Source organism: Exiguobacterium sp. (assembly GCF_020832205.1).
GTDB lineage: Bacteria > Bacillota > Bacilli > Exiguobacteriales > Exiguobacteriaceae > Exiguobacterium.
The window spans coordinates 18,323-41,833 of sequence record NZ_JAFIFD010000037.1 but is presented as its reverse complement, the minus strand read 5'-3'; the positions used below and the strand labels follow the sequence as shown (position 1 = coordinate 41,833).

Below are 23,511 nucleotides of genomic sequence, written 5' to 3'. Positions count from 1 at the left end.
TAGCGTGACGTAAAATACATTCCGTCACAAATTAGTCATAAGTAAAACTTATCAAAACTGTCGTGCCGGCTGAACGTAAAAAAAGCGACTCCATAAAGGAATCGCTTAGACAATCCAAACTTATTACTCGACACCGATCTCGGCGTTGACATCGAGTGCGTCGACGAGCGTCAACTCGTCTTCGTAGCGTTCTTTGAACCGATCGAACGTGAACTCGTTCGCGAACAAGAACACCGGCCGCTCCCAGCGGTCCGTCACGAGCATGTTGCGCGAGTCCTGGAACGGTTTGAGCGCCTTCAGTTCCTTGTCCTTCACCCAACGTGCGACGCTATACGAGACAGGCTCCATGCGGATGTCGACTCCGTACTCATTGTTCAAGCGATACTCGAACACCTCGAACTGGAGTTGGCCGACCGCACCGAGATAAATCTCGTTGTATTCGTTGCGATATACTTGGATCGCACCTTCCTGGGCGAGCTGTTCTACACCCTTATGGAAGTGTTTCGACTTGAGCGAGTTGATCGGCGAGACACGCATGAACAGTTCCGGTGGGAATGTCGGCAGCGCCTCAAAGGCGATTTTTTGTTTCGACGTCGTGATCGTGTCCCCGATTTGATACGTTCCCGAGTCGTAAATCCCGATGACGTCACCAGCGAACGCTTTATCGACCGTCTCTCGGTCGTTCGCCATGAGCTGCGTCGATTGGCTCAACTTGATCTTCTTCCCGGTCCGCGTCAGCGTGACGTCCATGCCGCGTTCGAACACTCCTGAGCAGATGCGGACGAACGCGATCCGGTCACGGTGGGCCGGGTTCATGTTCGCCTGAATCTTGAACACGAAGCCGCTGAAGTCCTCTGCAGTCGGATCGATCGGACCGACGTTCGATTTACGGGCTTCCGGAGCAGGTGACATCTCGAGGTAATGATTCAAGAACGAAGTCACGCCGAAGTCGACGAGTGCCGTCCCGAAGAAAACAGGTGTCAGCTTCCCGTGTTGAATCGACTCGACGTCGATTTCGTTGCCGGCGCCGTCAAGCAGGTCGATCTCATCCCGTAAGTTCGTCAAGTTCTCTTCAGTCAAATAGTCGGCGAGGACTGGATCGTTCACGCCGTCTTCGTTCAACGTGAGCGTCGACTTATCACCTCGGAATAAATGGACTTCATTTTTAATGCGGTCGTACACGCCTTCGAACTGCATCCCGCTACCGATCGGCCATGTGACGGCGACCGATGGCATGCCGAGCACTTCTTCGAGCTCTTCCATGAGCTCGAGCGGGTCTTTCGCCTGGCGGTCAAGTTTGTTCATGAACGTGAAGATCGGGATACCCCGCATGCGACAAACTTGGAACAGCTTCTTCGTCTGCGTCTCGATCCCTTTGGCGGCATCGATGACCATGACGGCACTGTCGACCGACGTCAAGACACGGTATGTGTCTTCCCCGAAATCGTTGTGTCCCGGTGTATCCATGATGGAGACGACTTTGTCTTTGTAGACGAATTGCATGACCGACGATGTGACCGAGATGCCACGCTGCTTCTCGATCTCCATCCAGTCGGACTTGGCGTGCTTCGAGTTTTTGCGGGCTTTGACCGTCCCTGCCTCGCGAATTGCGCCCCCGTGCAAGAGCAACTTCTCCGTCAGTGTCGTTTTACCAGCATCCGGGTGCGAGATGATGCCGAAAATCCGGCGTTTCTCTACTTCATGTTTCAATTGGCTCATATATATGGTCCTTTCCTTTCAAGACGTCCGTAATTCGTTCTGTTTGCAACGCTATCTATTCTAACGAAATGAGACCCGTTCGTCCATCCTAAGGCGATGCTCTTACTTTTGTATTCCTACTTTTTTTTGTATACTAATTTTGAATGACTGTGAATTGATAGAACGGGGGAAAGACGATGCCAGAAAGTCTGGTGATGTATTTCATTGTCTTTTGGGGTTTCGTGATGATCGGCTTGATGTCCATCGGTGGATTTTTCATGTTCCGGAAGTTTTTAAAGCGAATGCCGAAAGAAGACGGGCGATCTATGCTCGATATCGAGGACGACTATATCGATCGGACCCGGCACATGTGGACGCCTGAGACACGGACGCTCCTCGACCGGCTCGTCACGCCGGTTCCCGAATTGTTCCGTGACGTCGCCATCCGTAAAATTGCCGGCAAAATTGGACAGTTCGCCCTTGAGTCGAGAGCGAAGGAAATGACGACGGAGCTCGTCGTCAAAGGATATATCGCCGCCACGCCAAAACGTGACCATAAGTTTTTGAAGAAAGCACTCGAGCAAGAACAAATCGACTGGACCGTCTACAAACATTATTTCCAGCAGTAGTCCCCCATCCACATGGGGGCTTTTTTGTGTCCTCGAACGAGGATTGTGCCATACGACTAACAGGACTAAAGAACCATTTTTCTTTCGAATCATTACCTTAGAATAACGTTCAATATTTAGACAATATTGAAAACGCTTACAAATAATTGGTATGACCAATATTAGTATAATAATGACTTCTAAGGTGATTAAAAATGGATGGATTTTCCTTCATTTTCATTTCTATAATGTACGTATCTTGATTGCCAAGGAGGTTTATCGATGCATGACGTAACAGAAGTCACTCAAACCGAGAGCACTCGGTCAGCGGAGGCGATCGTCGAAAGCCCGACGTTCGTGAAGCTGATGCAGGAAAAGAACCGCTTCATCGTACCATCCATCATTTTTTCACTCATCTTTTATTTCACATTGCCAATCTCGACGAGTTATTTCACGTTCTTGAACACGAAAGTCGCCGGTGATATCACCTGGGCCTGGGTACTCGCATTTTCCCAGTTTTTCATGACGTGGACGTTTTGTGTCCTCTATAGCCGCCGGGCCCGCCGCTTCGATGAACTCGTCGCGAAAATCAAACAGGAGGAGACACCATGAACGTGACGGCCGTACTCCTCTTTCTCGCCATTGTCGGATTGACGCTCGTCATCACGTTTTTCGCTGCCCGCAAGACGAAGACGGCCAGTGATTTCTATACGGCCGATGGCGGATTGACCGGCTTTCAGAACGGTCTCGCCATCGCCGGCGATTATATGTCGGCCGCTTCCTTCCTCGGGATCGCCGGGATGATCGCCCTCGCGGGGTTCGACGGGTTCTTTTACTCGATCGGGTTCCTCGTCGCATATCTCGTCGTCTTATATCTCGTCGCCGAGCCGCTCCGCAACCTCGGTAAGTACACGATGGCAGATATGATCGCCGCTCGCTTCAACAAACCGCGTGTCCGCGGCGTCGCCGCGATGAACGCCATCGTCATCTCGATCTTTTATATGATCGCCCAGCTCGTCGGTGCCGGCGCGCTCATCGAACTGTTGCTCGGCATTCCTTACACGACGAGCGTCGTCGTTGTCGGGATTCTCATGACGGTGTATGTCGTCTTTGGCGGGATGACGGCAACGTCTTGGGTGCAGATCACAAAAGCAGTCCTGTTGATGATCGGAACAGCCATTATCTCGTTCCTTGTGTTCGCCAAGTTCGATTTTTCGGTGTTCAAAATGTTTTCCGAAGTGAGCAAAGCAACACCGCTCGGCGATAGTTTCTTGAACCCGGGCAACAAGTTCAAGCTTCCGCTCGATACGATCTCACTTAATTTAGCGCTCGTTCTCGGGACGGCTGGTCTGCCTCATATCCTCATCCGGTTCTTCACGGTGAAAGACGCACCGACGGCTCGGCAATCGGTCGTCTACGCGACGTGGGTCATCGGCGCCTTCTACATTTTGACGATCTTTCTCGGCTTCGGGGCTGCGGCGTTCGTCGGTTCGGATGCGATCATCGCCGCCAACCCTGCCGGTAACATGGCCGCCCCGCTATTGGCTCAAGTGCTCGGGGGTGACTTGTTGTTCGCCTTCGTCGCCGCCATCGCCTTCGCGACGATTCTCGCCGTCGTCGCCGGTCTCGTCTTATCGGCCGCCTCGGCGTTCGCCCACGACTTCTACGGACACATCGTCCGTAAAGGCGAAGCGACGGAGAAAGAGCAAGTGCTTGCGGCTCGAATCGCTTCTGTGGCCGTCGCTGTCGTCTCGATGGGGCTCGCCTTCTTCGCCCAGTCGATGAACGTCGCTTTCCTCGTCTCGCTCGCGTTCGCCGTCGCCGCGAGCGCGAACTTGCCGGTCATCCTTTTCACGATTTTCTGGCGTCGGTTCAACTCGGGAGGCGCCATCTTCGGGATGGTCGTCGGACTGTTCTCTTCCCTCTTCCTCGTCGCGATCAGTCCGAACTTATGGGCACCGGACGGGTCGGCCATCTTCATCGGGGAAGCGCTCTTCCCGCTCACGAACCCAGGAATCGTCTCGATCCCGCTCGGTTTCCTCGCTGCCATCGTCGGGACGTATATGACGAAGTCAGACGAAGCGCTCGGTAACTACGAACGGATCCTCGTCAAAGCGAACACGGGAATCGATGCGGAGACCGAGGCCGCCATCTCACGTCAAGTCGATTGAAAAAAGGCGTACCTGATGCTGTCAGGTACGCCTTTCATGTGGCCATGATTCGTTTATATTTTTGATACATCGCAATCCGCCACGGCACAATCATGCCCCAGGCGATCAAGTAAAACAGTCCGCCGGTCGCAAACACGTTCACTTCGCCGCCAAGGAACGCCTTCATGACGGTCCGGATGGCGAGCAGGGCGAAGACGACGATAAAGAACGCCTTCGAACGCGAGAGATACACTTCCCCGCCCCGCTTTTCGAAATTGGACGTCTTGATCAAAAAGATACTGAAGATTAAGCCGACGAGCAGTGCCTCCCCGACTTCAAGCCATGTGAGCCGAAACGCCGGGACGAGGAATTGGAGCATCCCCGTCGACATCGCGACCGGGGGTATTAAAATTTTCTTGGCGTTCGTCGGACGTGCTGAGGCTTTGACGCGAACGAAGCTCGCGACAAGCCCCATCAACAGCGCGACGATGGTCGATCCCCAAAATATCGACATACGGTCAACCCCTTTAAAATCCGGTGAATCCGACGAGTTCGCTCATCCAAGCAGCGAAGCGGTTCATCCCATCAAAATACAACAATACGCCGAACGCCATCATCAAGTAGCCGCCGAATTTCGCGACTTTGCCGCTATTTTTCGCCAAGTACTTGATCTTCCCGACAAATCCGGCCATGACGAGAAACGGGATGGAGAACCCGATCACGTAGGCGAGCATATACCCCATCCCTTGACTCGGGTTCGAGGCCGCTAGGGCGATGACACCAGCGAGAATCGGTCCGGTACAAGGTGTCCAACCGGCAGCGAATCCGATACCGATCAACACGGTACCGAAATAACCACTTTTGCGTTCACCGAGCGCAAGCTTCTTTTCTTGCATCATGAAACGAGGCTGCCAAAGTCCGGCTAAAAAGACGCCGAACACGAAGATGAGGATGGCACCGAACATGCGCAGGCTGTCTTTATACTGGATGAAGACGTCAGCGATGAGCGAGGTCGATAGTCCGAGGACGAGAAAGACGATTGAGAAACCGAACAAGAAGGCAAACGTATGAAACCAAGCTTTCCGTTGACGCAACCCTTCGTGCTTCAAGTCAGAAACCGATACCCCTGTAATATATGACAAAAAGACGGGATAAAGCGGTAGCGTACACGGAGATAAAAACGATAAGACGCCCGCCCCGAAGGCGAGCCAAAGAGTGACTTCCATGCGATCTTCCACCTTTCAGCCCCATTATAGCGAAAACCTTTTCAAAATGCTCGTATCTTTTGCTCCTTGGAAGCGTCACTCTTTATTGTAATGATTGACATGGAAATGAAACTTGTCATAAGTAGTGTTAGATGCTAACATTTGGATATTCAAGTACACCAGTTTCTATTTTATAATGATGGGGGAAACAATGTGGCGGTCATCACAGCTGAAAACTTACACCATGCCATTGAACGAAAGCGCGATGAGTTGTACGAAGTCGCTTCACGACATAGTTGGACGTCTCCTGAAGTGATTCATGTCAGTCAGGAACTAGACACGTTGATCACACGTCACGTCCTGTTAAAACATCCAGAAGAACTTTTGACTCGTTAAACACGACAGCTCGCCACAACATTGTGGCGAGCTTTTTTTATGGAAACTGGATACCTCCATCGGTACACTTTCAATTTTATGACATCAGACGTTGACCGGATTGTAATTCATACATCTTTTTATACAACCCGTCTTGCCGAAGCAGCTCTTGGTGGTTGCCTCGTTCAACGATTTCCCCGCGATGAAGGACGAGGATGAGATCCGCGTCTTGGATCGTTGAGAGCCGGTGGGCGATGGCGATGGTCGTCCGCCCGCGCCGCATCCGGTCAAGCGCGAACTGGACACGCTCTTCTGTCTCCGTATCGATCGAACTCGTCGCTTCATCAAGAATAAGAATTTTCGGATCTCGTGCGACCGTGCGGGCGAATGCGAGCAACTGCCGCTCCCCGCTCGAGAACGTGGCCCCACGCTCCCCGACTTGGTGTCCGTATCCGGCATCAAGCTTCTCGATGAACGTGTGGGCTTGCACGAATTCGGCTGCCTCGCGGACACGGTCGGAATCGATAGCGGGATTGAACAGCTTCAAGTTATCCTCGATCGTGCCCGTGAAGAGGAACGGGTCTTGCAAGACGAGTCCTACCTTGTCCCGGAGTTCCGCCTCCTCGAACTGTTCGATCGGTTGGCCGTCGATCGTGATTTGACCAGATTGATACGGATAGAAACGGGTGAGCAGGTTGATGATGGAACTTTTCCCACTCCCCGTATGACCGACGAGTGCGACGGTCTCCCCTGGTTTCGCGACGAACGAGATGTTTTTCAATACATCGACTTCTTCGTCATAACTGAACGTGACGTCATCGAACCGAACTTCGCCATTCCCGATTCGCGCCTCACCCGGCAGACGTTTGCCAGGTGCCGGTTCATCCGTATCCAGAATTTTGAATACACGATCGGCCGAGACGACCGCTTGTTGAAACTCACTCAAGCGCTGCATGATATCAAGCACCGGGCGGAAGATCCGCTCGATATAGCTGATGAACGCATAGACGACACCGATTTGGACTTGTTCTGTCGTCGACAATACCCCGTAATAACCGAGCAGCCCGATGATGGAGAAAGCGAGCAACAGCTCGATGATCGGGCGAAGCAACATGCTGTCGAGCTTCAAGTTACGATAGCGGGCTTGTTGATGTGCTTCGTTCGTCTCTTCAAATTGTCGGATGAGACGCTCTTCTTGCCGGAACTGCTGAACGATGCCCATCCCGTTGACCGACTCGTTCAATTGTGCGTTCAGCTGGGACAACAAGTCGCGGACTTGGGCGAAATATTTCGTCGAATAGCGACGATACGCCCAAATGATGAGCCAAAAGAGCGGCACGAGAACGAGACCCATCGTCGCGAGCGTCGGCTCGAGGATGTAGAGGAAAATATACGTCCCGAGCAGTTGCACACCCGACTGCACGAACGTGCTCATGACGCCGACGTACAACTCCTTGACGGCTTCCGTGTCGTTTGTGATTCGCGAGACGAGAACGCCGGCCGGAGTTCGGTCGAAGTAGGCGAGGCGCATGCCCATCACGTGCCGGAAGATGTCCATCCGGATGTTTTGGACGATTTTAAGTGCGATCTTTTGGAACGAGATCGATTGCAAGTAGTCAAAGATGATGGCCGAGAGATGGAGCACCATATAGACGACGAATAAAGTGACGACCCAATTCGTCGGATAGACGCCCGGGGTGACGAACTCGTCGATGAACACTTTGATCAAAAACGGTCCGGCGAGCTTCGCCCCTGTCGCGAGCAATAAGAACACGAACGCGAGGCTGAGCGGACGTCCGTATCGCTTCGTATAGCCGAGCAGCCGCTTGATGACCGCCCATTCTTGAATGTCATGCTTCATGGTGCCCGCCTCCTTCCACGATCGCCTCGAGCTGTTGGCGATCGTACGTATCTTTATACCAGCCTTCTTGCTGAATCAGTTCGTCATGACTGCCTCGCTGAATGACTTTCCCTTCCTCGAGGACGAGAATCTCATCGGCATGTTCGACGGCCGAGAGACGATGGGCGACGATCAAGCGGGATTGGTCCGGATTTCCTGTTCTGAAATGTTCGATGATCGCTTCTTCCGTCTTCGCATCGACGGCGGATAACGCATCGTCAAGAATGAGGACGTCCGCATCGATCATGAGCGCCCGCGCGATCGAGATGCGCTGTTTTTGTCCTCCCGAGAGCGTCACGCCGCGCTCTCCGACGAGTGTCGCGTATCCTTCCGGGAGACGCATGATGTCGTCATGCACTTCGGCCACTTTCGCGGCGTTCATGATCTCTTCCATGCTCGCCTCGGGCCGGCCGAACGCGATGTTGTTCGCAATCGAGTCCGAGAAGAGGAAATGATCCTGCGGGACGAGCGCGACCCGCTCGAGCAAGACCGATTTTTTCACTTGACGGATGTTGATGCCCCCGATTTTGACTTTTCCTTCATTCACATCGTATTCGCGTGTCAACAGGCGGACGACCGTCGTCTTCCCAGAACCGGTGCGTCCGACGACTCCCATCGTCTTGCCGCGTTCGAGCCGGAACGACACGTCTCGTAACACAGGTGTCTCGTCATAGGCGAACGAGCGAACGTCGGCCTCGATTTCAGAATGGGCCAGCTTCGTCGCCGCTACCGGGTCGTCCTGGATCTCAGGTTTGACGGTGAGCATGCGCTCGATCCGGTCGTATGAGGCCCGGCCCCGCTCGACGATGTTGAACAGCCAGCCGAACGCGAGCATCGGCCACGTGAGCAAGCCGAGGTATGCCGTGAAACTGACGATTTGACCGATTGTGAGCTCGCCTTGCTCAATCAAGTACGCCCCGTATCCGATTGATAATATGTAAGACAGTCCGACGATCCCGAAGATGGTCGGGTCGTACAAGGCATCGATTTTGGCGACGCGCACGTTTTTCGCCATGACTTCATCAGACAGCGTCTCAAACGATTCGACGTCTCGTCCGATTTCACCAGTCGATTTCAAGACACGAACGCCGCTGACGCTCTCTTGCACTTTGTCGTTTAGTTCCGAGAACGCTGCCTGCGCGACACCGAACCGGCTATGTAACAATTTTCCGTAGCGCGTCGTCAACGCGACCATGATAGGTAGCGGCAAGAGCGCGACGAGCGTCAGCTTCCAACTGATCGTCGTTACCATCGTGATGATGACGAACGTCCCCATCGTCACGCTATCGACGAGCGTCAAAATGCCTGCCCCTGCCGTCATCGACACGGCTTGCACATCATTCGTCGCATGCGCCATCAAATCTCCGACGCGTGACTTCTTGTAAAATCGTTGATCCAAGTTGGTAAAGTGTCGATACAGCTGGCTCCGAAGCAATCGTCCGAGCCGAATCGACGCTCCGAAAATGAAGTAGCGCCAAAAGAAACGGGCCACATAGTTCCCGATGCCGACGGCGGCGAGACCGCCAAGGAGGAGCCATAACAAATTCCGCTCGAGCGAACCTTCGTTCATCTCATCGACGATGCGGCCGATGATGCGCGGCGGCACGAGCTCGAGCGCGGCGACGAACATGAGCAAGACGATGCCGAGTGCGTATGTGCGCCACTCGAGTTTGAAGAACCACGATAATTGTTTGAATACACGAATGTGAAACGCCCCCTATATCTTGAAATAAGACTATTCATTTATGGTAGCGAAAGTTTGTTCGATTGTCTAACAAAATATGGGTACAAAAAAACACTCCGCCGCAGCGAAGTGTTCCGGTAACTCATTATGATTTCTTTTCGTTCTTCATTTGAACGTTCATGGCACGCATCACTTGGTTGACTTTCTTCTGTGACGGCTTTTGACCCATCTGCATCATCAACGTACGAATCATATCTTCATTGATTGGCGGGTTTTGTTCGAGGTAGTTCATCATGTATTTACGAGCGATGAAGAAACCGATCGCGATACCTCCGATGAGTGCTGCTACGACGATAAGAATCCAGAACAATGTACTCAAGGTTTTTACCTCCTCTACCATATGAAACATCGTTTTTTACTATACACTATATTACGCTAATTCGCTAGTCGTCAGAAAAAAATAGTGATGCCTCCGTCAGGCGGAGGTCATCACTATGATGTGTGGCTTAAAGTGATTTGACAGCGGCGATTACGTTCTCGACCGACATGCCGTATTCTTTCATGAGGAGGTCCCCAGGAGCCGAGGCACCGAACTTGTCGATTCCTAGTACTTTACCGCCGAATCCGACGTACTTGTACCAACCGAGCGTCGATCCAGCTTCAAGCGACACACGCTTCGTCACAGATGACGGAAGGACTGATTCTTTGTATTCTGCCGATTGCGCTTCGAACAATTCCCACGAAGGCATCGACACAACAGCCGCCTTGACGCCTTCTGAGGCGAGTTGCTCACGTGCTTCGACGAGGACATGAACTTCAGATCCTGTACCAAGAAGAAGAACGTCCGCATCATTCGACTCTCCAGCCACGACGTACGCGCCTTTCGCCGCAGACTCGACAGATGTTCCTTCGAGTTCTGGCAACGCTTGACGTGTCAACACGAGAAGTGATGGCGTCGTCTTCGTCGTCACGGCTTGTTTCCAGGCCGCGATCGTCTCTTTGCCATCCGCCGGGCGGAGGACTGATACGTTCGGCATTGAACGGAAGCTCATCAAGTGCTCGACCGGTTCGTGCGTCGGGCCATCTTCACCGACCGCAATCGAGTCGTGCGTCAAGATGAACGTCGATGGAAGACCCATGAGCGCAGCCAAACGTACTGCTGGGCGGAGATAATCCGAGAAGACGAAGAATGTCGCACCGTACGGGACAACTCCGCCGTGGAGCGCCATACCGTTGACGGCAGCTGCCATCGCGAACTCGCGGACACCGAACCAGATGTTACGGCCAGCCGGATCTTCGTCGAAGTCAGCCGCCCCTTTGATCATCGAGTTGTTCGAACCGGCAAGGTCAGCTGACCCACCGAAGAGCGTCGGCATCGTTTTCGCGAGAGCGTTCAACACTTCACCGCTCGTCTGACGCGTCGCTTTCTTCGAACCGATCTCAAACGTTGGCAATTCGCTGTCCCAACCTTCTGGGAGTTCGTTGGCCATTGCCTGCTCGAACTGTTGCCCGAGCTCTGGGTGAGCCGCTTTGTATGCTTCGACGAGTTCGTTCCAGTCAGACTCATATTTCGCGCCTGGCTCGACGACTTTCTCGTTGAACAAGTCATACACTTCAGTCGGGACGTAGAAGTTCTCGCCTTCCCACTTGTAGAACTGTTTTGTGAGTTCGATTTCTGCTTCTCCGAGCGGAGCACCGTGCGAAGCCGATTTACCCGATTTGTTCGGTGAACCGAAACCGATGACCGTCTTCACTTCGATGAGCGTCGGTTTCGACGTTTCTGCTTTTGCTTCGTCAATCGCTTTCGCAATCGTATCGATGTCTGTCCCGTCCTCGACACGGATGACTTGCCAGCCGTACGCGTTGAAACGGTCTTCGACGCTCTCAGAGAACGACTTGTGAAGGTCGCCGTCGAGCGAGATGTCGTTTGAATCATAAAGGACGACGAGTTTGCCAAGCTTCAAGTGACCAGCGAGTGAGGCAGCTTCAGCCGACACACCTTCCATCAAGTCGCCGTCGCCGCAAATCCCGTATGTGAAGTGATCAACCACGTTAAACTCATCACGGTTGTACGTCGCTTCCAAATGTTTCTCTGCCATCGCCATACCGACAGCCATGGCAATCCCTTGGCCGAGCGGTCCAGTCGTCGCGTCAACACCAGCCGTGTGACGGTACTCTGGATGTCCAGGCGTCTTCGAATCCATTTGACGGAACGATTTGAGATCGTCGAGTGAAAGGTCGTAACCAGATAAGTGAAGGAGCGAGTACAAGAGCATCGAACCATGACCCGCCGATAACACGAAACGGTCACGGTTGAACCAGTTCGGGTTTTTCGGGTTATGACGCATCTTATCTGTCCAAAGCGTGAACGCCATCGGTGCCGCACCCATCGGCATCCCCGGGTGACCAGAGTTCGCTTTTTGGACCGCATCGATTGAGAGCGTCCGAATCGAGTTAATCGCTAATAATTCTTTAGTAGTTGTTTCCACTAATTTCATCCTCTCTGTTGTTACAAAGTTTCTACCCGTCATATTTTAGCACACTCAATCGTGTGTCACAACTAATTAATTAGTATAACACATTAATTGAAATCGTTTACTTCCTTTGTCTTCATTTCGACCCAATCGTCGAACCTCATCGACGTTCGCGTATAACAAACATGCACATCCTAAACGAAATAGGATGTGCATTCGAGGTCATTCCGAGCGTTGGCGATCTTGCTCTTCTTTAAGTTTTTGCGGTGTCACGTCGTTGCCGTCCGGATCGACGACTTTCATACCCATCATTTGGGATTTGAATGACTGACGGAACGCTTTCAAATATTGTTGACGTAAAGCTTGTTGTTCATCCATCTCTTGTTGCGATAGACCGTCCGTCTTCGCTTTGTTGGCGAGGAAATTGATTCGCTCCAATTGTTCAGGTACTAACATCAGGCTCGCCCCCTCTCTACTGAATTTGTTCTTCTACTGTACAAAATCAGCGCTGAGGAATCAAGTTTTCGATACCGCCACGTGTTCGAGATAACGCCGGTTGACCGTCGCTTTCGAGACTTCATACCCGAAGCCGCGTAACGTCGCCGCGATTTCCGCAAACGTCAACCCCCGTTCACGAAGTTGGACGATCTCTTCGATCGGGACCTCGATCCGACTCCGTCCGCCCTGGTCGTGATGTTGAATGTTGCGTTGCGGATTGAATCCGTTCGCCACAGCGCGCCGCATCCCGCGGGATATTTTCGCGTTATGAATTTTACGTTGGTACTCTTCGACGACACTGACAATCTCGAGCACCATCTTTTCCGCGTCTGAGACGACATACTCATCCGGAGACTGCATCGTCAGCAGCCGGACGTCGTGCTTCATGAGCGTGTGCAAAATGGCGATTTTCGCATTTCCTCGTCCGAGACGGCTGTCATCGGTCACGAGAACGGCGTCAAGGTTTGAGGCCGAGACGTGCTCGAGCAAGTCGAGAAGACCCGTCCGATTGACCTCGTAACCGCTCTCTTGTTCGGTGATGGTGTCGATGACGTCGGCCCCGAGGCGCTTCGCCATCCGCGTCAACTCTTCGACTTGACGACCGAGCGAAGTCTCTTGCGCCGCTTTGTTCGTCGACACGCGACAATAAATGACGACTCGCATCCCGTCACTCCCTTTCTTTCCATTCCTTTTCTACGATACACAGGAACGAGGGCGTTTCGCAATCAGAAACGATTATTCGGAGGCGAACCACGTCGTCTTGCGTTCATCTTTTTCAGCCCGTTCGGCGATAATGCGTGCTTCGAGCGTTTCCGCTTCTGCCCGTGCCACTTCCGCCTCGATGCTCCGCGTGTCTTCGACGACAGGTGCCGCCACTTCAACGTGCCTCATTTCTCCGACCATAAAAAATGCGAACATACCGAGCACCAATAACCCGACTAAGATGATTCCATTTACCGTATCTTTCATTTCACTTCGCCTCCAGTTTATAAGAATGCACGTTCTTGAGAACGTTTGTTCGTTTATCTGTTCTCATCATAAAACAGGAACTTCTGTTCGGTCAAGAAAAAAACGAACGAATGTTTGTGCGCTCATGTGTTCTATGTTAAACTTAGACCATACAGAATAGGATGCGTTCGCAGGTTATTCGACATAATCGAGGTGAGATCTATGAAAAAAATGTCAGCAAGACAACAACAGATTCTTGATTTTATAAAAGACGAAGTGCGCTCTAAAGGATATCCACCTTCTGTCCGAGAAATCGGCGAAGCGGTCGGTTTGGCTTCGAGCTCGACCGTGCACGGTCACTTGGACCGTTTGGAGAAGCGTGGATTGATCCGCCGCGACAAGACGAAGCCGCGGGCGATTGAGATCTTAAGTGAGGATACTGTCGTCACGACAGATCACGACGCGGTCACGTACGTTCCCGTCATCGGGAAAGTCACGGCCGGGACACCGATCACGGCGATCGAGAACGTGGAAGAACACTTCCCGCTCCCATCCCACATCGTCGGTGCCGACAACGTCTACATGCTCTCCGTTTCTGGAGACTCGATGGTGAACGCCGGTATTCTTGACGGGGATCGCGTCCTCGTCAGACAGCAAAACACGGCCGATAATGGAGAGATTGTCGTCGCGATGACAGACGAAGGCGAAGCGACTGTCAAACGGATTTACAAAGAGGCCTCAAAAGTTAGACTTCAGCCGGAGAATGACGAGCTTGAGGCGATGTATTTCGATAACGTGTCGATTTTAGGGAAGGTCATCGGTGTATACCGGACGATTCACTAATGGCGAGCGGTAAGACCCATACGCGTACGAATTTCGTGGCAATCGGTGCTCTTGCGGTTGCCACGCCTTTTATTGAACTCGACATCCCGCTCGTGCTGCTCTTCGGCGCCATCGTCGGGACGCTCTGGCTCTCCCCGGACCTCGACTTGAAATCAGACGCCTACTTCCGCTGGGGACCGCTCCGCGGATTTTGGCTGCCTTACGTGAAGCTGATGCCGCACCGGTCGCTCTTCTCGCACTTGCCGGTGTTGAGTGATTTGATTCGAATCATCTATCTCGGCTTCCCGGTCGCCATCCTGCTCACGTTCACATCATATGAAGCCGCCGCCATCGCTTGGCTCGATGCGAACGGGTTGCCGTTCTTCCTCGGCCTCGTGTTCGCGACGACGCTCCATACGGCGCTCGATTACACGTCGACGTTTTTCAAACGTGCCTTTTAAACAAAGGGCGTCTCCGGAGGGAGACGCCCTTTGTTGTCGGATATGCAAAAAAGCGTCCGGACCTATTCACAGGTCCGGACGCTTTTTCTTATCGATGTCGACTTAGTAGAGCGTCATGTACTGATCGCGCTCCCACTCCGTCACTTGCATACGGAACATGTCCCACTCGATTTCTTTCAACTCGAGGAAGTGTTCGCCGATATGCTCGCCGAGTGAATCCATGACGACTTTATCGGCACGGAGCACTTCAAGAGCGTCGAACAATGTTGCCGGGAGATCGTCGATGCCGTTCGCGACGCGCTCTGGCTTGTCCATGACGTAGATGTTGCTGTCGATCGGTTTTGGTGCGTTCATATCTTTCTCGATGCCGTCAAGTCCTGAGGCCAACAATGCAGCGAGGGCGAGATATGGGTTTGCCGCCGGGTCAACCGAACGAACTTCGATACGTGTCGAGAGGCCGCGGGCGGCTGGAACACGAACGAGCGGCGAACGGTTGCGCGCGCTCCATGCGACGTAGCAAGGTGCCTCGTAACCTGGCACGAGACGCTTGTACGAGTTGACCGTCGGGTTACAGACGGCCGTGAAGGCACGGGCGTGCTCGAGGATCCCTGCCGTGAAAGCACGAGCCGTATCCGAGAGTTCCATTTCACCGTTCGGGTCGTAGAAGACGTTCGTGTCGCCTTTGAAGAGCGACATGTTCGCATGCATCCCTGAACCGTTGACGCCGAAGAGTGGTTTCGGCATGAACGTCGCGTGGAGGCCGTACTTCGCCGCGATCGTCTTGACGACGAGTTTGAACGTTTGGATGTTGTCGGCCGTCGTCACCGCGTCCGCATATTTGAAGTCGATTTCGTGTTGACCTGGTGCGACTTCGTGGTGTGACGCTTCGATTTCAAAGCCCATGTTCTCGAGTTCGATAACGATTTCTTTGCGGCAGTTCTCGCCGAGGTCGACCGGTGCCAAGTCGAAGTAGCCGCCTTGGTCGTTCAATTCGAGCGTCGGCTGACCGTTCAAGTCTTTCTTGAAGAGGAAGAACTCTGGCTCTGGTCCGACGTTGAACGCTGTGAAACCGAGTTTTTGCATATGCTCAAGGTTGCGTTTGAGCGTACCGCGCGGGTCACCGCTGAACGGTGTCCCGTCCGGGTTATAAATATCACAAATTAAGCGAGCGACTTTTCCGCTGCCGTTTGTCCACGGGAAGACAACCCACGTGTTAAGGTCTGGATAAAGGTACATGTCCGACTCCTCGATGCGAACGAACCCTTCGATTGAAGAGCCATCGAACATCATCTTGTTATCGAGCGCCTTGTCCAACTGGCTGATCGGCACCTCGACGTTTTTGATTGTGCCGAGGATGTCTGTAAATTGAAGACGAATAAAGCGTACGTCCTCTTCTTGTGCGATCCGTTTAATGTCTTCTTTCGTGAACGTTTTTCTGGCCATGGTGAAATGTCCCCTCTCACATTGTGTAATGGTTGATGTGTTGCCGTCAGCGGTAAAAACGCGATAACTCACCTTGGATGAGTGACGTCTTATTGAACCGTCCGGCTTCTTGAAGCTGTGTTTTCAACAGTTTGTGCAATTCTTTTTCCGAGATTTTCGGAGTCTCACTGACCGGGTCCGAAGAAGCGGTTGAGCCCGTTTCTGTCGACGCCTCATTGTCCAACATGTGGCGAATCGCCGCCAAGTTGAAGCCTTGGTCGATGAAATCTTTGATCGCGAGTAGACGTTCGACATCATTAAAGGAATAAAGTCGTCGTTTCGATTCCGTCCGACTAGGCGAAATCAGACCCTGTTCTTCGTAATACCGAATCTGCCTACCAGTCAGTTGCGTCAAGTCTTGGACGATTCCAATCGGAAACAACGGGTTGGAGCGACGAAATTGATCGGCCATCCCTTATCCCTCCTTTGCTGTCTTACACTGTGAGAATAATACATGACACTTTTCCTGTCAATAGATGTTAAGAAAGTTAACATGACATTTCGGTTACAACGTTGTCGTGATGTTTTCTTGGTCAAACTTAACGAGTCCTTTCGTGCGTAATTGGCTCAAGGCGAGCATTAACGCGACTTTCACATGCGCGTACGTCAATCCGCCTTGCACGTATGCCGTATAAGGCGCACGGAGCGGTCCATCGGCTGACAGCTCGATAGACGACCCTTGAATGAACGTTCCAGCCGCCATGATGACGTCGTCCTCATAACCCGGCATATAGGCCGGTACCGGCAGCGCGTGCGCATTGACCGGTGACGCCATTTGGATGCTCTGACAGAACGCGATCATTTTGTCACGGTCGCGGAACGTCACCGACTGAATCAGATCGGTGCGCCGCTCCGTGTAATGCGGGTCGGTCTCGAAGCCGAGAAGCGACAAGAGGCTCGCTGTCAAATGGGCCCCTTTCAACGCTTGGGCGACCGTATGCGGGGCCATATAGAAACCTTGGTACATCTCTTGGAGCGAGTAAAGTGACGGACCGGCCTCACTGCCGATTCCCGGCGTCGTCATCCGGAACGAACAACGTTCAACGAGTTCGCGTGTCCCGGCGATATAGCCGCCCGTCTTGGCAAGCCCTCCGCCCGGGTTTTTAATGAGCGATCCGGCCATGAGGTCGGCGCCGACATGTGTCGGCTCGCTCGTCTCGACGAACTCGCCGTAGCAGTTGTCGACGAACACGTACACGTGCGGGTGCGCCGCCTTGATCCGTTTGATCGCTTCCCCGATTTCCTCGACCGGAATGCTCCGCCGGTTAGCATACCCTTTCGACCGTTGAATCCCGACGAGTTTCGTCTCGGGACGGATTCGCGCGACGACGGCATCAACGTCGATGCGGTCGTCCTTCAGTTCGATTTTGTCATACGAGACGCCGAGCTCTTTGAGCGATCCGCGCCCATCACCACGAATCCCTACAATTTCTTCTAACGTGTCGTACGGTTTGCCCGTGATATACAGTAGCTCGTCGCCCGGCAACAAGACGCCGAACAAGGCGATCCCGATGGCGTGCGTTCCCGAGATGATCTGCGGACGACATAAAGCAAGTTCCGCCCCGAACACGTCCGCGTAAATCGACTCGAGCGTATCGCGACCGATGTCGTCATACCCGTACCCGGTCGTCGGGTTGAAATGGAAGTCTGACACTTTATGCTTTTTAAACGATTCGAGGACGCGGAATTGGTTATATTCCGCCGTTTCCTCAATCATTTCCACGAATGGTTTGATTCGACGTTCCGCCGCTTTCACGAACGGCGCGAGTTCTTCGTAATGTTCAATCTTTTCTTGCCACATACGTCACACCTCAAATTGTTTCAGCGTCGCATATAGACGCGTATCTTCTCTCATGTATCCGACAAGTTCGACCGAGCCGTCGTCTAAAAACTTCTCTTCGAGACGATACATCGCCTCTTTGGCCGGATGATAATGCTCGAACGCGTTGACTGGGAGGACGATGTCCACACGCGTCAAGACGTCACAAATCTTGTCTTCGATCGCCCCGATGAGCGTCTCGATATCGTTCGGGTCAAGAGCGGAAATGACGACTGGACCCCCGACGAAATCTTCCGTCAACCGATCTTTCTTGTTGTACACCTCGAGCTGCGGCAACTCGCTCGCACCGAGCTCTGTTAATACCGAGTTCGTCGTATCAATCTGGTTCATATAGTGCGGGTTCGAGGCATCGATGACGTGCAAGACGAGATCGGCCCCTAACACTTCCTCAAGCGTCGAACGGAACGCGGCGACGAGTTTCGTCGGTAAGTCGCGGATGAACCCGACCGTATCCGTAATTAACACTTTCCCTCCGCGCGGCAACTCAAGCTCGCGCGTGAGCGGATCGAGCGTCGCGAACAGTTCGTCCTGCTCGTACGTGTCGGCATCCGTCAAACGATTGAAGATTGTCGACTTGCCGGCGTTCGTGTAGCCGACGAGCGCGACTTGGAACACGCGGTTCTCTTTCCGGCGCTCGCGGTAACGGTCACGGTGCGCGACAGTGCCTTCGAGCTGTTTCTTGATCTCGTCGATGCGACGTTTGATGTGACGACGGTCCGACTCGAGTTTCGTCTCACCAGGACCTCGTGTTCCGATACCGCCTCCGAGACGTGACAACTGCGTGCCTTGTCCGATCAGACGCGGTAACAAATAATTCATTTGGGCAAGCTCGACTTGGAGCTTCCCTTCTTTCGATTGAGCCCGTCCCGCAAAAATATCGAGGATGAGTTGCGTCCGGTCAATCAGTTTCATCTCTTCGGGATCGTTCAGTGAGATGCGGATGTTCTTCGACTGGGCCGGTGACAGCTCCGCGTTGAAGATGACGATGTCCGGTTCGAACTGTTCAATCAGTGCCGCGAGTTCCTCGACTTTCCCTTTCCCGATAAACGTGCGGCGGTCGACTTGCTGCCGCTTCTGGTCGAGCCGGGCGACGACTTCGCCTCGGGCGGTATCGACGAGTTCCACGAGCTCTCCCATCGATTGTTCATATGTCCAATCGTCGACAGTCGGTAGCTGACAGCCAACGATGATCACTTTCTCTCTTTCCATATACATTCCTCATTCCTTATTCAGTCTCATCCTTCATCTTACCACGAATCGAGGAATGGAGAACGTCCGTTTGTGGTACGATAGAATGAGAAGGAGGAACGAAGATGACGAAACGAACGAAAGACTATCCACTCCCGGAGTATATCGAGACGTACTTGTATCACCTCGGGGCGAGCGGACGGCAACCGTCGACGCTGAAGCGCTATCGCTACGACTTGATCGATGTCCATAAATACTTCCATGACCATAACGTGGAACTTGATACACCACAGGACTGGCTCGCCATCCCGCTCGAATCGTGGAAGACGTTCGTCAACGACTTCCTTATCGAAGAGAAACTATACCAACAAGCGACGGTCGCCCGAATTGTGACGGTCATCAACAGCTTGACGACGTTTTTGAACCCGCTCCGGAAAAAGATGCTCCACTATGCGCAACCGGCCCATACGCTCACGGTCGACCAAATCGCGCTCGAAACCGAGTTCGACAAACTTGTCCGGACGATTCGCTCGACACGCGGTCTGAGTGAGAACCAGCTCCAAGCCCATCCGTACCTCGTCAACCGGAATGAACTGATCGTGACGCTGTTCTATAAATACGGACTGCGCGTCCACCACATCATCCGACTCCGGATGAACGACCTGCATCTCGCAAGCCACGAGTTCGATGTGTACGACCGTCTCGGCAACCGCTTCACGCTGAAGTTGACGCCTGAAGACCAGTCGCTCCTCATGAACTATCTCGCCGACATCCCGACGCCGGTCCGCCCGCGGTGGTATTCGGAAGACCCGGTCTTCGTCTCATTCGACTTCGCCCGGATGACGTTCCGTTGGGTGTACGCCAAGAATCAGCCGAAGCAACTGACGATCGTCATGATCACGAAGATGATGCGTCAGTTGAATGAACGGAGCGGTCTCCCCCGCTCAGTCACCCCGTCGATGCTCCGGAACGCCCACGTCCTGAAGACATACGCGGTAGACATGACCCCGATTGAACGCATGAACGTCACGTGCATGCATAAAGAGTCATCGCTTCGCCGATACGAGCAGGCGTATGCCGAGTTCGGTGAGACGCTTTACGGATCACCAAAGCAAGCCATCCTCGACCAGTCGTCATCTTGAAACAGATGACGATGACGGCTTGTTCGTTTCAGAAATGATGTAAGGAGGAGAGGTCGTGTTATTCCAAAAGATTCAATCCGCATTGTTTAGCTTGTTTATCATTCCGTTCGTCCTACCGCTCGTGCTCCCAGATGCATTCGAATTGTCGTATTGGCAGAGCGTCCTCGTCTATGCCTTATTCGCCGTCCCCGTCGTGTTTCTGTACGGGACGACGATTTCGCTATTGTCTGAGTATCTCAGTGAAAAGACGCCATTCCGCTCAAAGCGGATGACGTCTTTGTTCTACCATCTAATTGGCGGCTGGTTGTTTGTGATTCCATATGGACTGTTGTTCGACCCGTCCATCTTCGAGAGCGGACTGTTCAACTTCGCGTCTTTAATCGGATTAATGAGCGCGACCTTATTTTTCATCACCGATCAACTGCTCGGCCATTATTTCAAAACGTCATAATCAATGGGCCCATTCATCTCGCAACAGGCCGTAGACGACGTGATCGACGTAGCGGTCGTATAACCACTCGGCGTCACGTAGCACACCTTCTTCCTTAAAACCGAGCCGTTCCGGCAGTGCCCGGCTCTTCATGTTCCCGGTCGCGACCCGAATCTCGATTTTATTAAGTCCGAGGTCGCGGAATCCATAGTCGATGAGCGTCTCAAGCGCTTGACTCATGATCCCTTTCCCTTGAAAATCTCGACCTAGCCAATAGCCGATCGTCCCACATTTGATCCCACGGTCGATTTCATTATAGCCGACTGTCCCGGCGAGCTCGCCTTGATAGATGAGCGCGAACGACTTCGGATAGCCACCGGTCTCGATCAATCCTTTGATTCGTCCTTCGATGTTTCGCTTAGAGTCTTCGACCGTCTCGACGTAATCGAGCCAACCGAGCCACTCCCGCAAGTATGGCTTCGACGCCATCGTCAGTTCGAATAACGCCTCTGCGTCGTTCACAGTGAACATGCGTAGCGATAAATCCTCACTGATGTCGTATCGTAACATGGGGTTCCCTCCATCCACTTCCAATTGTTGTGTCCTTCGTTGCTATATCGTAAACTATTTGTAAATAATTTGAAAGCGGTGAAAATATGTAAGCTGGCTTTATCCATCCCATCCAAAATTGAATAGCTGTGGAGGAGTATGAGATGAAGTCATTTTACTTGTTGCTGGCCAGTAAATGGCCGGCCAACATCGGTGACGTGCTCTATATCGTCGCCTTGATCGCCTTATTGTATCAACAGACCGGTTCCGCCCTGGCTGCGGCCAGTTTCCGGATTGTCGTCACAATCGTATGACCGTGAGCGGCCTTTTCTTCACCTTCAGCATCGAAAGCCTGACGTTTGGAATGCTGGCGGACGGACTGCCAATCTCGGCTGTTTATTTGATTGGGGCAGGTTTGACCGTTCCGCTCGTCTGGCTTGGTCGACGAATTGATTTGATGGACGAACTGGTCCAATCTGCATAATAAGCAGGCGCCTTCTCGGTGAGAGGGCGCCTGTTTTATGTCCTTATCAGAGTTTAAGTTCGTTAGTATTCATACTCTTTTAAACAACCGTATAAGGGTCAACACTAAGAAGAGGAACGAAATGGTCACAAGCATACCGATCTTTTGCACGTACATCGGATCCCCATAAAATTCATTAAAGTAGAAGATATGTGGCCATGGCATGAATTCGCCTCGCGTGACGACCTCGATGAGCGTGTAGGCCAGCACAAGTGCAGCTGCATATTCGAAGCTTTTTAAAAGGAGAATCAGACCGGCCCCGATCATCCAGTAGAGCGTAAGTAACAGTAGATGATGCACGACTATGATGGGATACGTCTGAATCAACCGGAACGCACCGTCGATACTCAGTATCAAAATAGAGTAGCCCGACACATACAACGTGAGCAGGAAGATGAAATTGAATCCGAACCACTTTCGATAATGGTGGATGAGCGCATAGTAGGCCCCCGTGTCATGAAGTGGCTGAAAGTAAAGAATTGCGGACCAAGCGATCCACGGCAGATAGAGCGCGTGAACGATTTGAATGGCTGTGTTCAGGCCAAACTCACGCTGCGTCACCATAAATAGCGTCAGACAAAAGAAGACGAGCGGGATGTATCCGAGTAGCCGCTGATATCTCCAGTCGAACAGTTGAATTTTCAATCCTTGATACATGCCCATCATCGCGCCCTCATCACGGCCAGATAACCGTCTGCGAGGCGTGGGACGATGCTGTCGTCACTCCCTACCTCATCGAAATACCGGATGCGCAATCCTTCCGGCGTCTCTTCGATATTCACGACGTCACGCTCCTTCACCCATCCATTCAATTCCTCGAGGTGGATCAGTGACTCTGCCAACGCCCCCGCCGCCTTTGCTTTCAATTCGTCCGGTGTCCCCTCAAACAAGAGACGACCGTTCGACAAGAGACCGATCTTCGTACATAAGAACTCGATATCTTCCACGATATGCGACGAGATGATGATCGTGTGGTCATGGCTCAGCTCTCGCAAGAGGTTCCGGAAGCGGATCCGCTCTTCGATATCCAACCCCGCCGTCGGTTCATCGAAGACGAGGATTTTCGGCTCGCGAAGCAACAGTTGCGCGATTCCGACCCGCCGACGCATCCCACCGGATAGCTCCTCCATCTTCAGATGTGATTTGTCACTCAAATTCACGCGTTCCAGTGCTTGTTGGACGACCTCTCGCTGTCGGTTTCGATCGACAATCCCTTGTAAAAGGGCAAGATGACTCAAGACCTCCTCGACGGGCAAGGACGGATAGAGATTGAAATCTTGAGGTAAAAAACCGATTATCCCGGCCGTATCCGCATATCTCCGTCTCATCATCGAGCGACCGTCCACTCGGATGTCCCCGCCGGAGGCGCTCGTTAACCCACAGACGATTTTCATAAGCGTCGTCTTGCCCGCGCCGTTGGACCCGAGCAACCCGTAGATGCCCTCGATGTCGAGCGAGACGTGGTCAAGGACCGTATGTTTCTTGTATATTTTCACGATGTGTTCCACTTGGATCATGGTGTACCTCCAGATTG

Annotated in this window: 26 protein-coding genes; 9 read left to right on the top strand and 17 right to left on the bottom strand. The window is 52.7% G+C overall.

The annotated features are described in order from the left end of the window. Positions 1 to 123: 123 nt before the first annotated feature. Entirely contained in the window at positions 124 to 1,719 is a 1,596-nt protein-coding gene (locus tag JJU47_RS08950; RefSeq protein WP_228618406.1) for a peptide chain release factor 3, read from the bottom strand. A 176-nt stretch (positions 1,720 to 1,895) separates the two neighbouring features. Here JJU47_RS08950 and JJU47_RS08945 point away from each other — a divergent pair, with 176 nt between their 5' ends. The 3 genes from JJU47_RS08945 (at position 1,896) to JJU47_RS08935 (ending at position 4,477) form a co-directional block, all read left to right on the top strand. Beyond that, the gene (locus JJU47_RS08945; RefSeq protein ID WP_047375828.1) at positions 1,896 to 2,327 is read left to right on the top strand and encodes a DUF2621 family protein; all 432 of its coding nucleotides are present in this window, start codon (positions 1,896 to 1,898) and stop codon (positions 2,325 to 2,327) included. Positions 2,328 to 2,588: 261 nt separating this feature from the next. Next, positions 2,589 to 2,918 (top strand): DUF485 domain-containing protein, encoded by a 330-nt coding sequence (locus JJU47_RS08940; RefSeq protein ID WP_228618404.1) that lies wholly within the window; start codon positions 2,589 to 2,591, stop codon positions 2,916 to 2,918. Further along, entirely contained in the window at positions 2,915 to 4,477 is a 1,563-nt protein-coding gene (locus tag JJU47_RS08935; protein ID WP_228618402.1) for a solute symporter family protein, read from the top strand. The genes JJU47_RS08940 and JJU47_RS08935 overlap by 4 nt, the downstream gene beginning before the upstream one ends. Positions 4,478 to 4,511: 34 nt before the next feature. Here JJU47_RS08935 and JJU47_RS08930 read toward each other — a convergent pair whose 3' ends face one another. After that, complete coding sequence (locus tag JJU47_RS08930; RefSeq protein ID WP_228618400.1) at positions 4,512 to 4,970, bottom strand: CcdC family protein; 459 nt, start codon at positions 4,968 to 4,970, stop codon at positions 4,512 to 4,514. Positions 4,971 to 4,983: 13 nt separating this feature from the next. Next, on the bottom strand, positions 4,984 to 5,682 hold the full coding sequence (locus JJU47_RS08925) for a cytochrome c biogenesis CcdA family protein (protein ID WP_228618462.1): 699 nt from the start codon (positions 5,680 to 5,682) through the stop codon (positions 4,984 to 4,986). Positions 5,683 to 5,874: 192 nt separating this feature from the next. Between JJU47_RS08925 and JJU47_RS08920 the strand changes: the two genes are divergently transcribed. Further along, complete coding sequence (locus tag JJU47_RS08920; protein WP_228618397.1) at positions 5,875 to 6,057, top strand: aspartyl-phosphate phosphatase Spo0E family protein; 183 nt, start codon at positions 5,875 to 5,877, stop codon at positions 6,055 to 6,057. 76 nt (positions 6,058 to 6,133) lie between these two features. Here the strand turns inward: JJU47_RS08920 and JJU47_RS08915 are convergent, their stop codons facing one another. The 7 genes from JJU47_RS08915 to JJU47_RS08885 form a co-directional block, all read right to left on the bottom strand. Further along, the gene (locus JJU47_RS08915) at positions 6,134 to 7,897 is read right to left on the bottom strand and encodes an ABC transporter ATP-binding protein (RefSeq protein ID WP_228618395.1); all 1,764 of its coding nucleotides are present in this window, start codon (positions 7,895 to 7,897) and stop codon (positions 6,134 to 6,136) included. Further along, entirely contained in the window at positions 7,887 to 9,641 is a 1,755-nt protein-coding gene (locus tag JJU47_RS08910; protein ID WP_228618460.1) for an ABC transporter transmembrane domain-containing protein, read from the bottom strand. Before JJU47_RS08910 ends, JJU47_RS08915 begins: the two co-directional genes overlap by 11 nt. 124 nt (positions 9,642 to 9,765) lie before the next feature. Continuing rightward, positions 9,766 to 9,999: a YneF family protein gene (locus JJU47_RS08905; RefSeq protein WP_024372458.1), complete on the bottom strand. Its 234-nt coding sequence runs from the start codon at positions 9,997 to 9,999 to the stop codon at positions 9,766 to 9,768. 127 nt (positions 10,000 to 10,126) lie between these two features. Beyond that, positions 10,127 to 12,118, bottom strand: a complete 1,992-nt coding sequence (gene tkt, locus JJU47_RS08900; protein ID WP_228618393.1) for a transketolase — start codon at positions 12,116 to 12,118, stop codon at positions 10,127 to 10,129. Positions 12,119 to 12,316: 198 nt separating this feature from the next. Then, positions 12,317 to 12,550: a DUF896 domain-containing protein gene (locus JJU47_RS08895; protein ID WP_228618391.1), complete on the bottom strand. Its 234-nt coding sequence runs from the start codon at positions 12,548 to 12,550 to the stop codon at positions 12,317 to 12,319. A gap of 60 nt (positions 12,551 to 12,610) precedes the next feature. Next, a complete protein-coding gene (locus tag JJU47_RS08890) occupies positions 12,611 to 13,255 on the bottom strand; it encodes a YneB family resolvase-like protein (protein ID WP_228618388.1) in 645 nt (214 codons plus the stop codon). A gap of 72 nt (positions 13,256 to 13,327) precedes the next feature. Then, positions 13,328 to 13,561 carry a hypothetical protein gene (locus tag JJU47_RS08885; protein WP_228618387.1) on the bottom strand — a complete coding sequence of 78 codons (234 nt, stop codon included), beginning with the start codon at positions 13,559 to 13,561 and terminating at the stop codon, positions 13,328 to 13,330. 201 nt (positions 13,562 to 13,762) lie between these two features. Between JJU47_RS08885 and lexA the strand changes: the two genes are divergently transcribed. Continuing rightward, on the top strand, positions 13,763 to 14,383 hold the full coding sequence (gene lexA, locus JJU47_RS08880; RefSeq protein ID WP_228618385.1) for a transcriptional repressor LexA: 621 nt from the start codon (positions 13,763 to 13,765) through the stop codon (positions 14,381 to 14,383). After that, positions 14,383 to 14,823, top strand: coding sequence for a metal-binding protein (locus JJU47_RS08875; RefSeq protein WP_228618383.1), 441 nt, complete (start codon positions 14,383 to 14,385; stop codon positions 14,821 to 14,823). Before lexA ends, JJU47_RS08875 begins: the two co-directional genes overlap by 1 nt. A gap of 102 nt (positions 14,824 to 14,925) precedes the next feature. On the opposite strand, the gene glnA is transcribed toward JJU47_RS08875, so the two are convergent. From glnA to hflX, 4 genes are all read right to left on the bottom strand, one after another. Then, entirely contained in the window at positions 14,926 to 16,266 is a 1,341-nt protein-coding gene (gene glnA / locus JJU47_RS08870; RefSeq protein ID WP_228618381.1) for a type I glutamate--ammonia ligase, read from the bottom strand. A 46-nt stretch (positions 16,267 to 16,312) separates the two neighbouring features. After that, positions 16,313 to 16,717 carry a MerR family transcriptional regulator gene (locus JJU47_RS08865; protein WP_228618378.1) on the bottom strand — a complete coding sequence of 135 codons (405 nt, stop codon included), beginning with the start codon at positions 16,715 to 16,717 and terminating at the stop codon, positions 16,313 to 16,315. A 93-nt stretch (positions 16,718 to 16,810) separates the two neighbouring features. Further along, on the bottom strand, positions 16,811 to 18,106 hold the full coding sequence (locus JJU47_RS08860) for a methionine gamma-lyase family protein (protein ID WP_228618376.1): 1,296 nt from the start codon (positions 18,104 to 18,106) through the stop codon (positions 16,811 to 16,813). 3 nt (positions 18,107 to 18,109) lie between these two features. Then, the gene (gene hflX / locus JJU47_RS08855) at positions 18,110 to 19,354 is read right to left on the bottom strand and encodes a GTPase HflX (RefSeq protein ID WP_228618374.1); all 1,245 of its coding nucleotides are present in this window, start codon (positions 19,352 to 19,354) and stop codon (positions 18,110 to 18,112) included. A 104-nt stretch (positions 19,355 to 19,458) separates the two neighbouring features. Between hflX and JJU47_RS08850 the strand changes: the two genes are divergently transcribed. Together JJU47_RS08850 and JJU47_RS08845 are read left to right on the top strand one after the other, a co-directional pair. Then, the gene (locus JJU47_RS08850; protein WP_228618371.1) at positions 19,459 to 20,475 is read left to right on the top strand and encodes a site-specific integrase; all 1,017 of its coding nucleotides are present in this window, start codon (positions 19,459 to 19,461) and stop codon (positions 20,473 to 20,475) included. 55 nt (positions 20,476 to 20,530) lie between these two features. Further along, positions 20,531 to 20,926, top strand: coding sequence for a hypothetical protein (locus JJU47_RS08845; RefSeq protein WP_228618369.1), 396 nt, complete (start codon positions 20,531 to 20,533; stop codon positions 20,924 to 20,926). Here the strand turns inward: JJU47_RS08845 and JJU47_RS08840 are convergent, their stop codons facing one another. Continuing rightward, complete coding sequence (locus JJU47_RS08840) at positions 20,927 to 21,475, bottom strand: GNAT family N-acetyltransferase (RefSeq protein WP_228618366.1); 549 nt, start codon at positions 21,473 to 21,475, stop codon at positions 20,927 to 20,929. 143 nt (positions 21,476 to 21,618) lie between these two features. Here JJU47_RS08840 and JJU47_RS08835 point away from each other — a divergent pair, with 143 nt between their 5' ends. After that, on the top strand, positions 21,619 to 21,768 hold the full coding sequence (locus tag JJU47_RS08835; protein ID WP_228618363.1) for a hypothetical protein: 150 nt from the start codon (positions 21,619 to 21,621) through the stop codon (positions 21,766 to 21,768). A gap of 239 nt (positions 21,769 to 22,007) precedes the next feature. On the opposite strand, the gene JJU47_RS08830 is transcribed toward JJU47_RS08835, so the two are convergent. Together JJU47_RS08830 and JJU47_RS08825 are read right to left on the bottom strand one after the other, a co-directional pair. Then, positions 22,008 to 22,640, bottom strand: a complete 633-nt coding sequence (locus JJU47_RS08830) for a hypothetical protein (RefSeq protein ID WP_228618360.1) — start codon at positions 22,638 to 22,640, stop codon at positions 22,008 to 22,010. Then, positions 22,640 to 23,494 (bottom strand): ATP-binding cassette domain-containing protein, encoded by an 855-nt coding sequence (locus JJU47_RS08825; RefSeq protein ID WP_228618357.1) that lies wholly within the window; start codon positions 23,492 to 23,494, stop codon positions 22,640 to 22,642. Before JJU47_RS08825 ends, JJU47_RS08830 begins: the two co-directional genes overlap by 1 nt. Positions 23,495 to 23,511 lie beyond the last annotated feature (17 nt).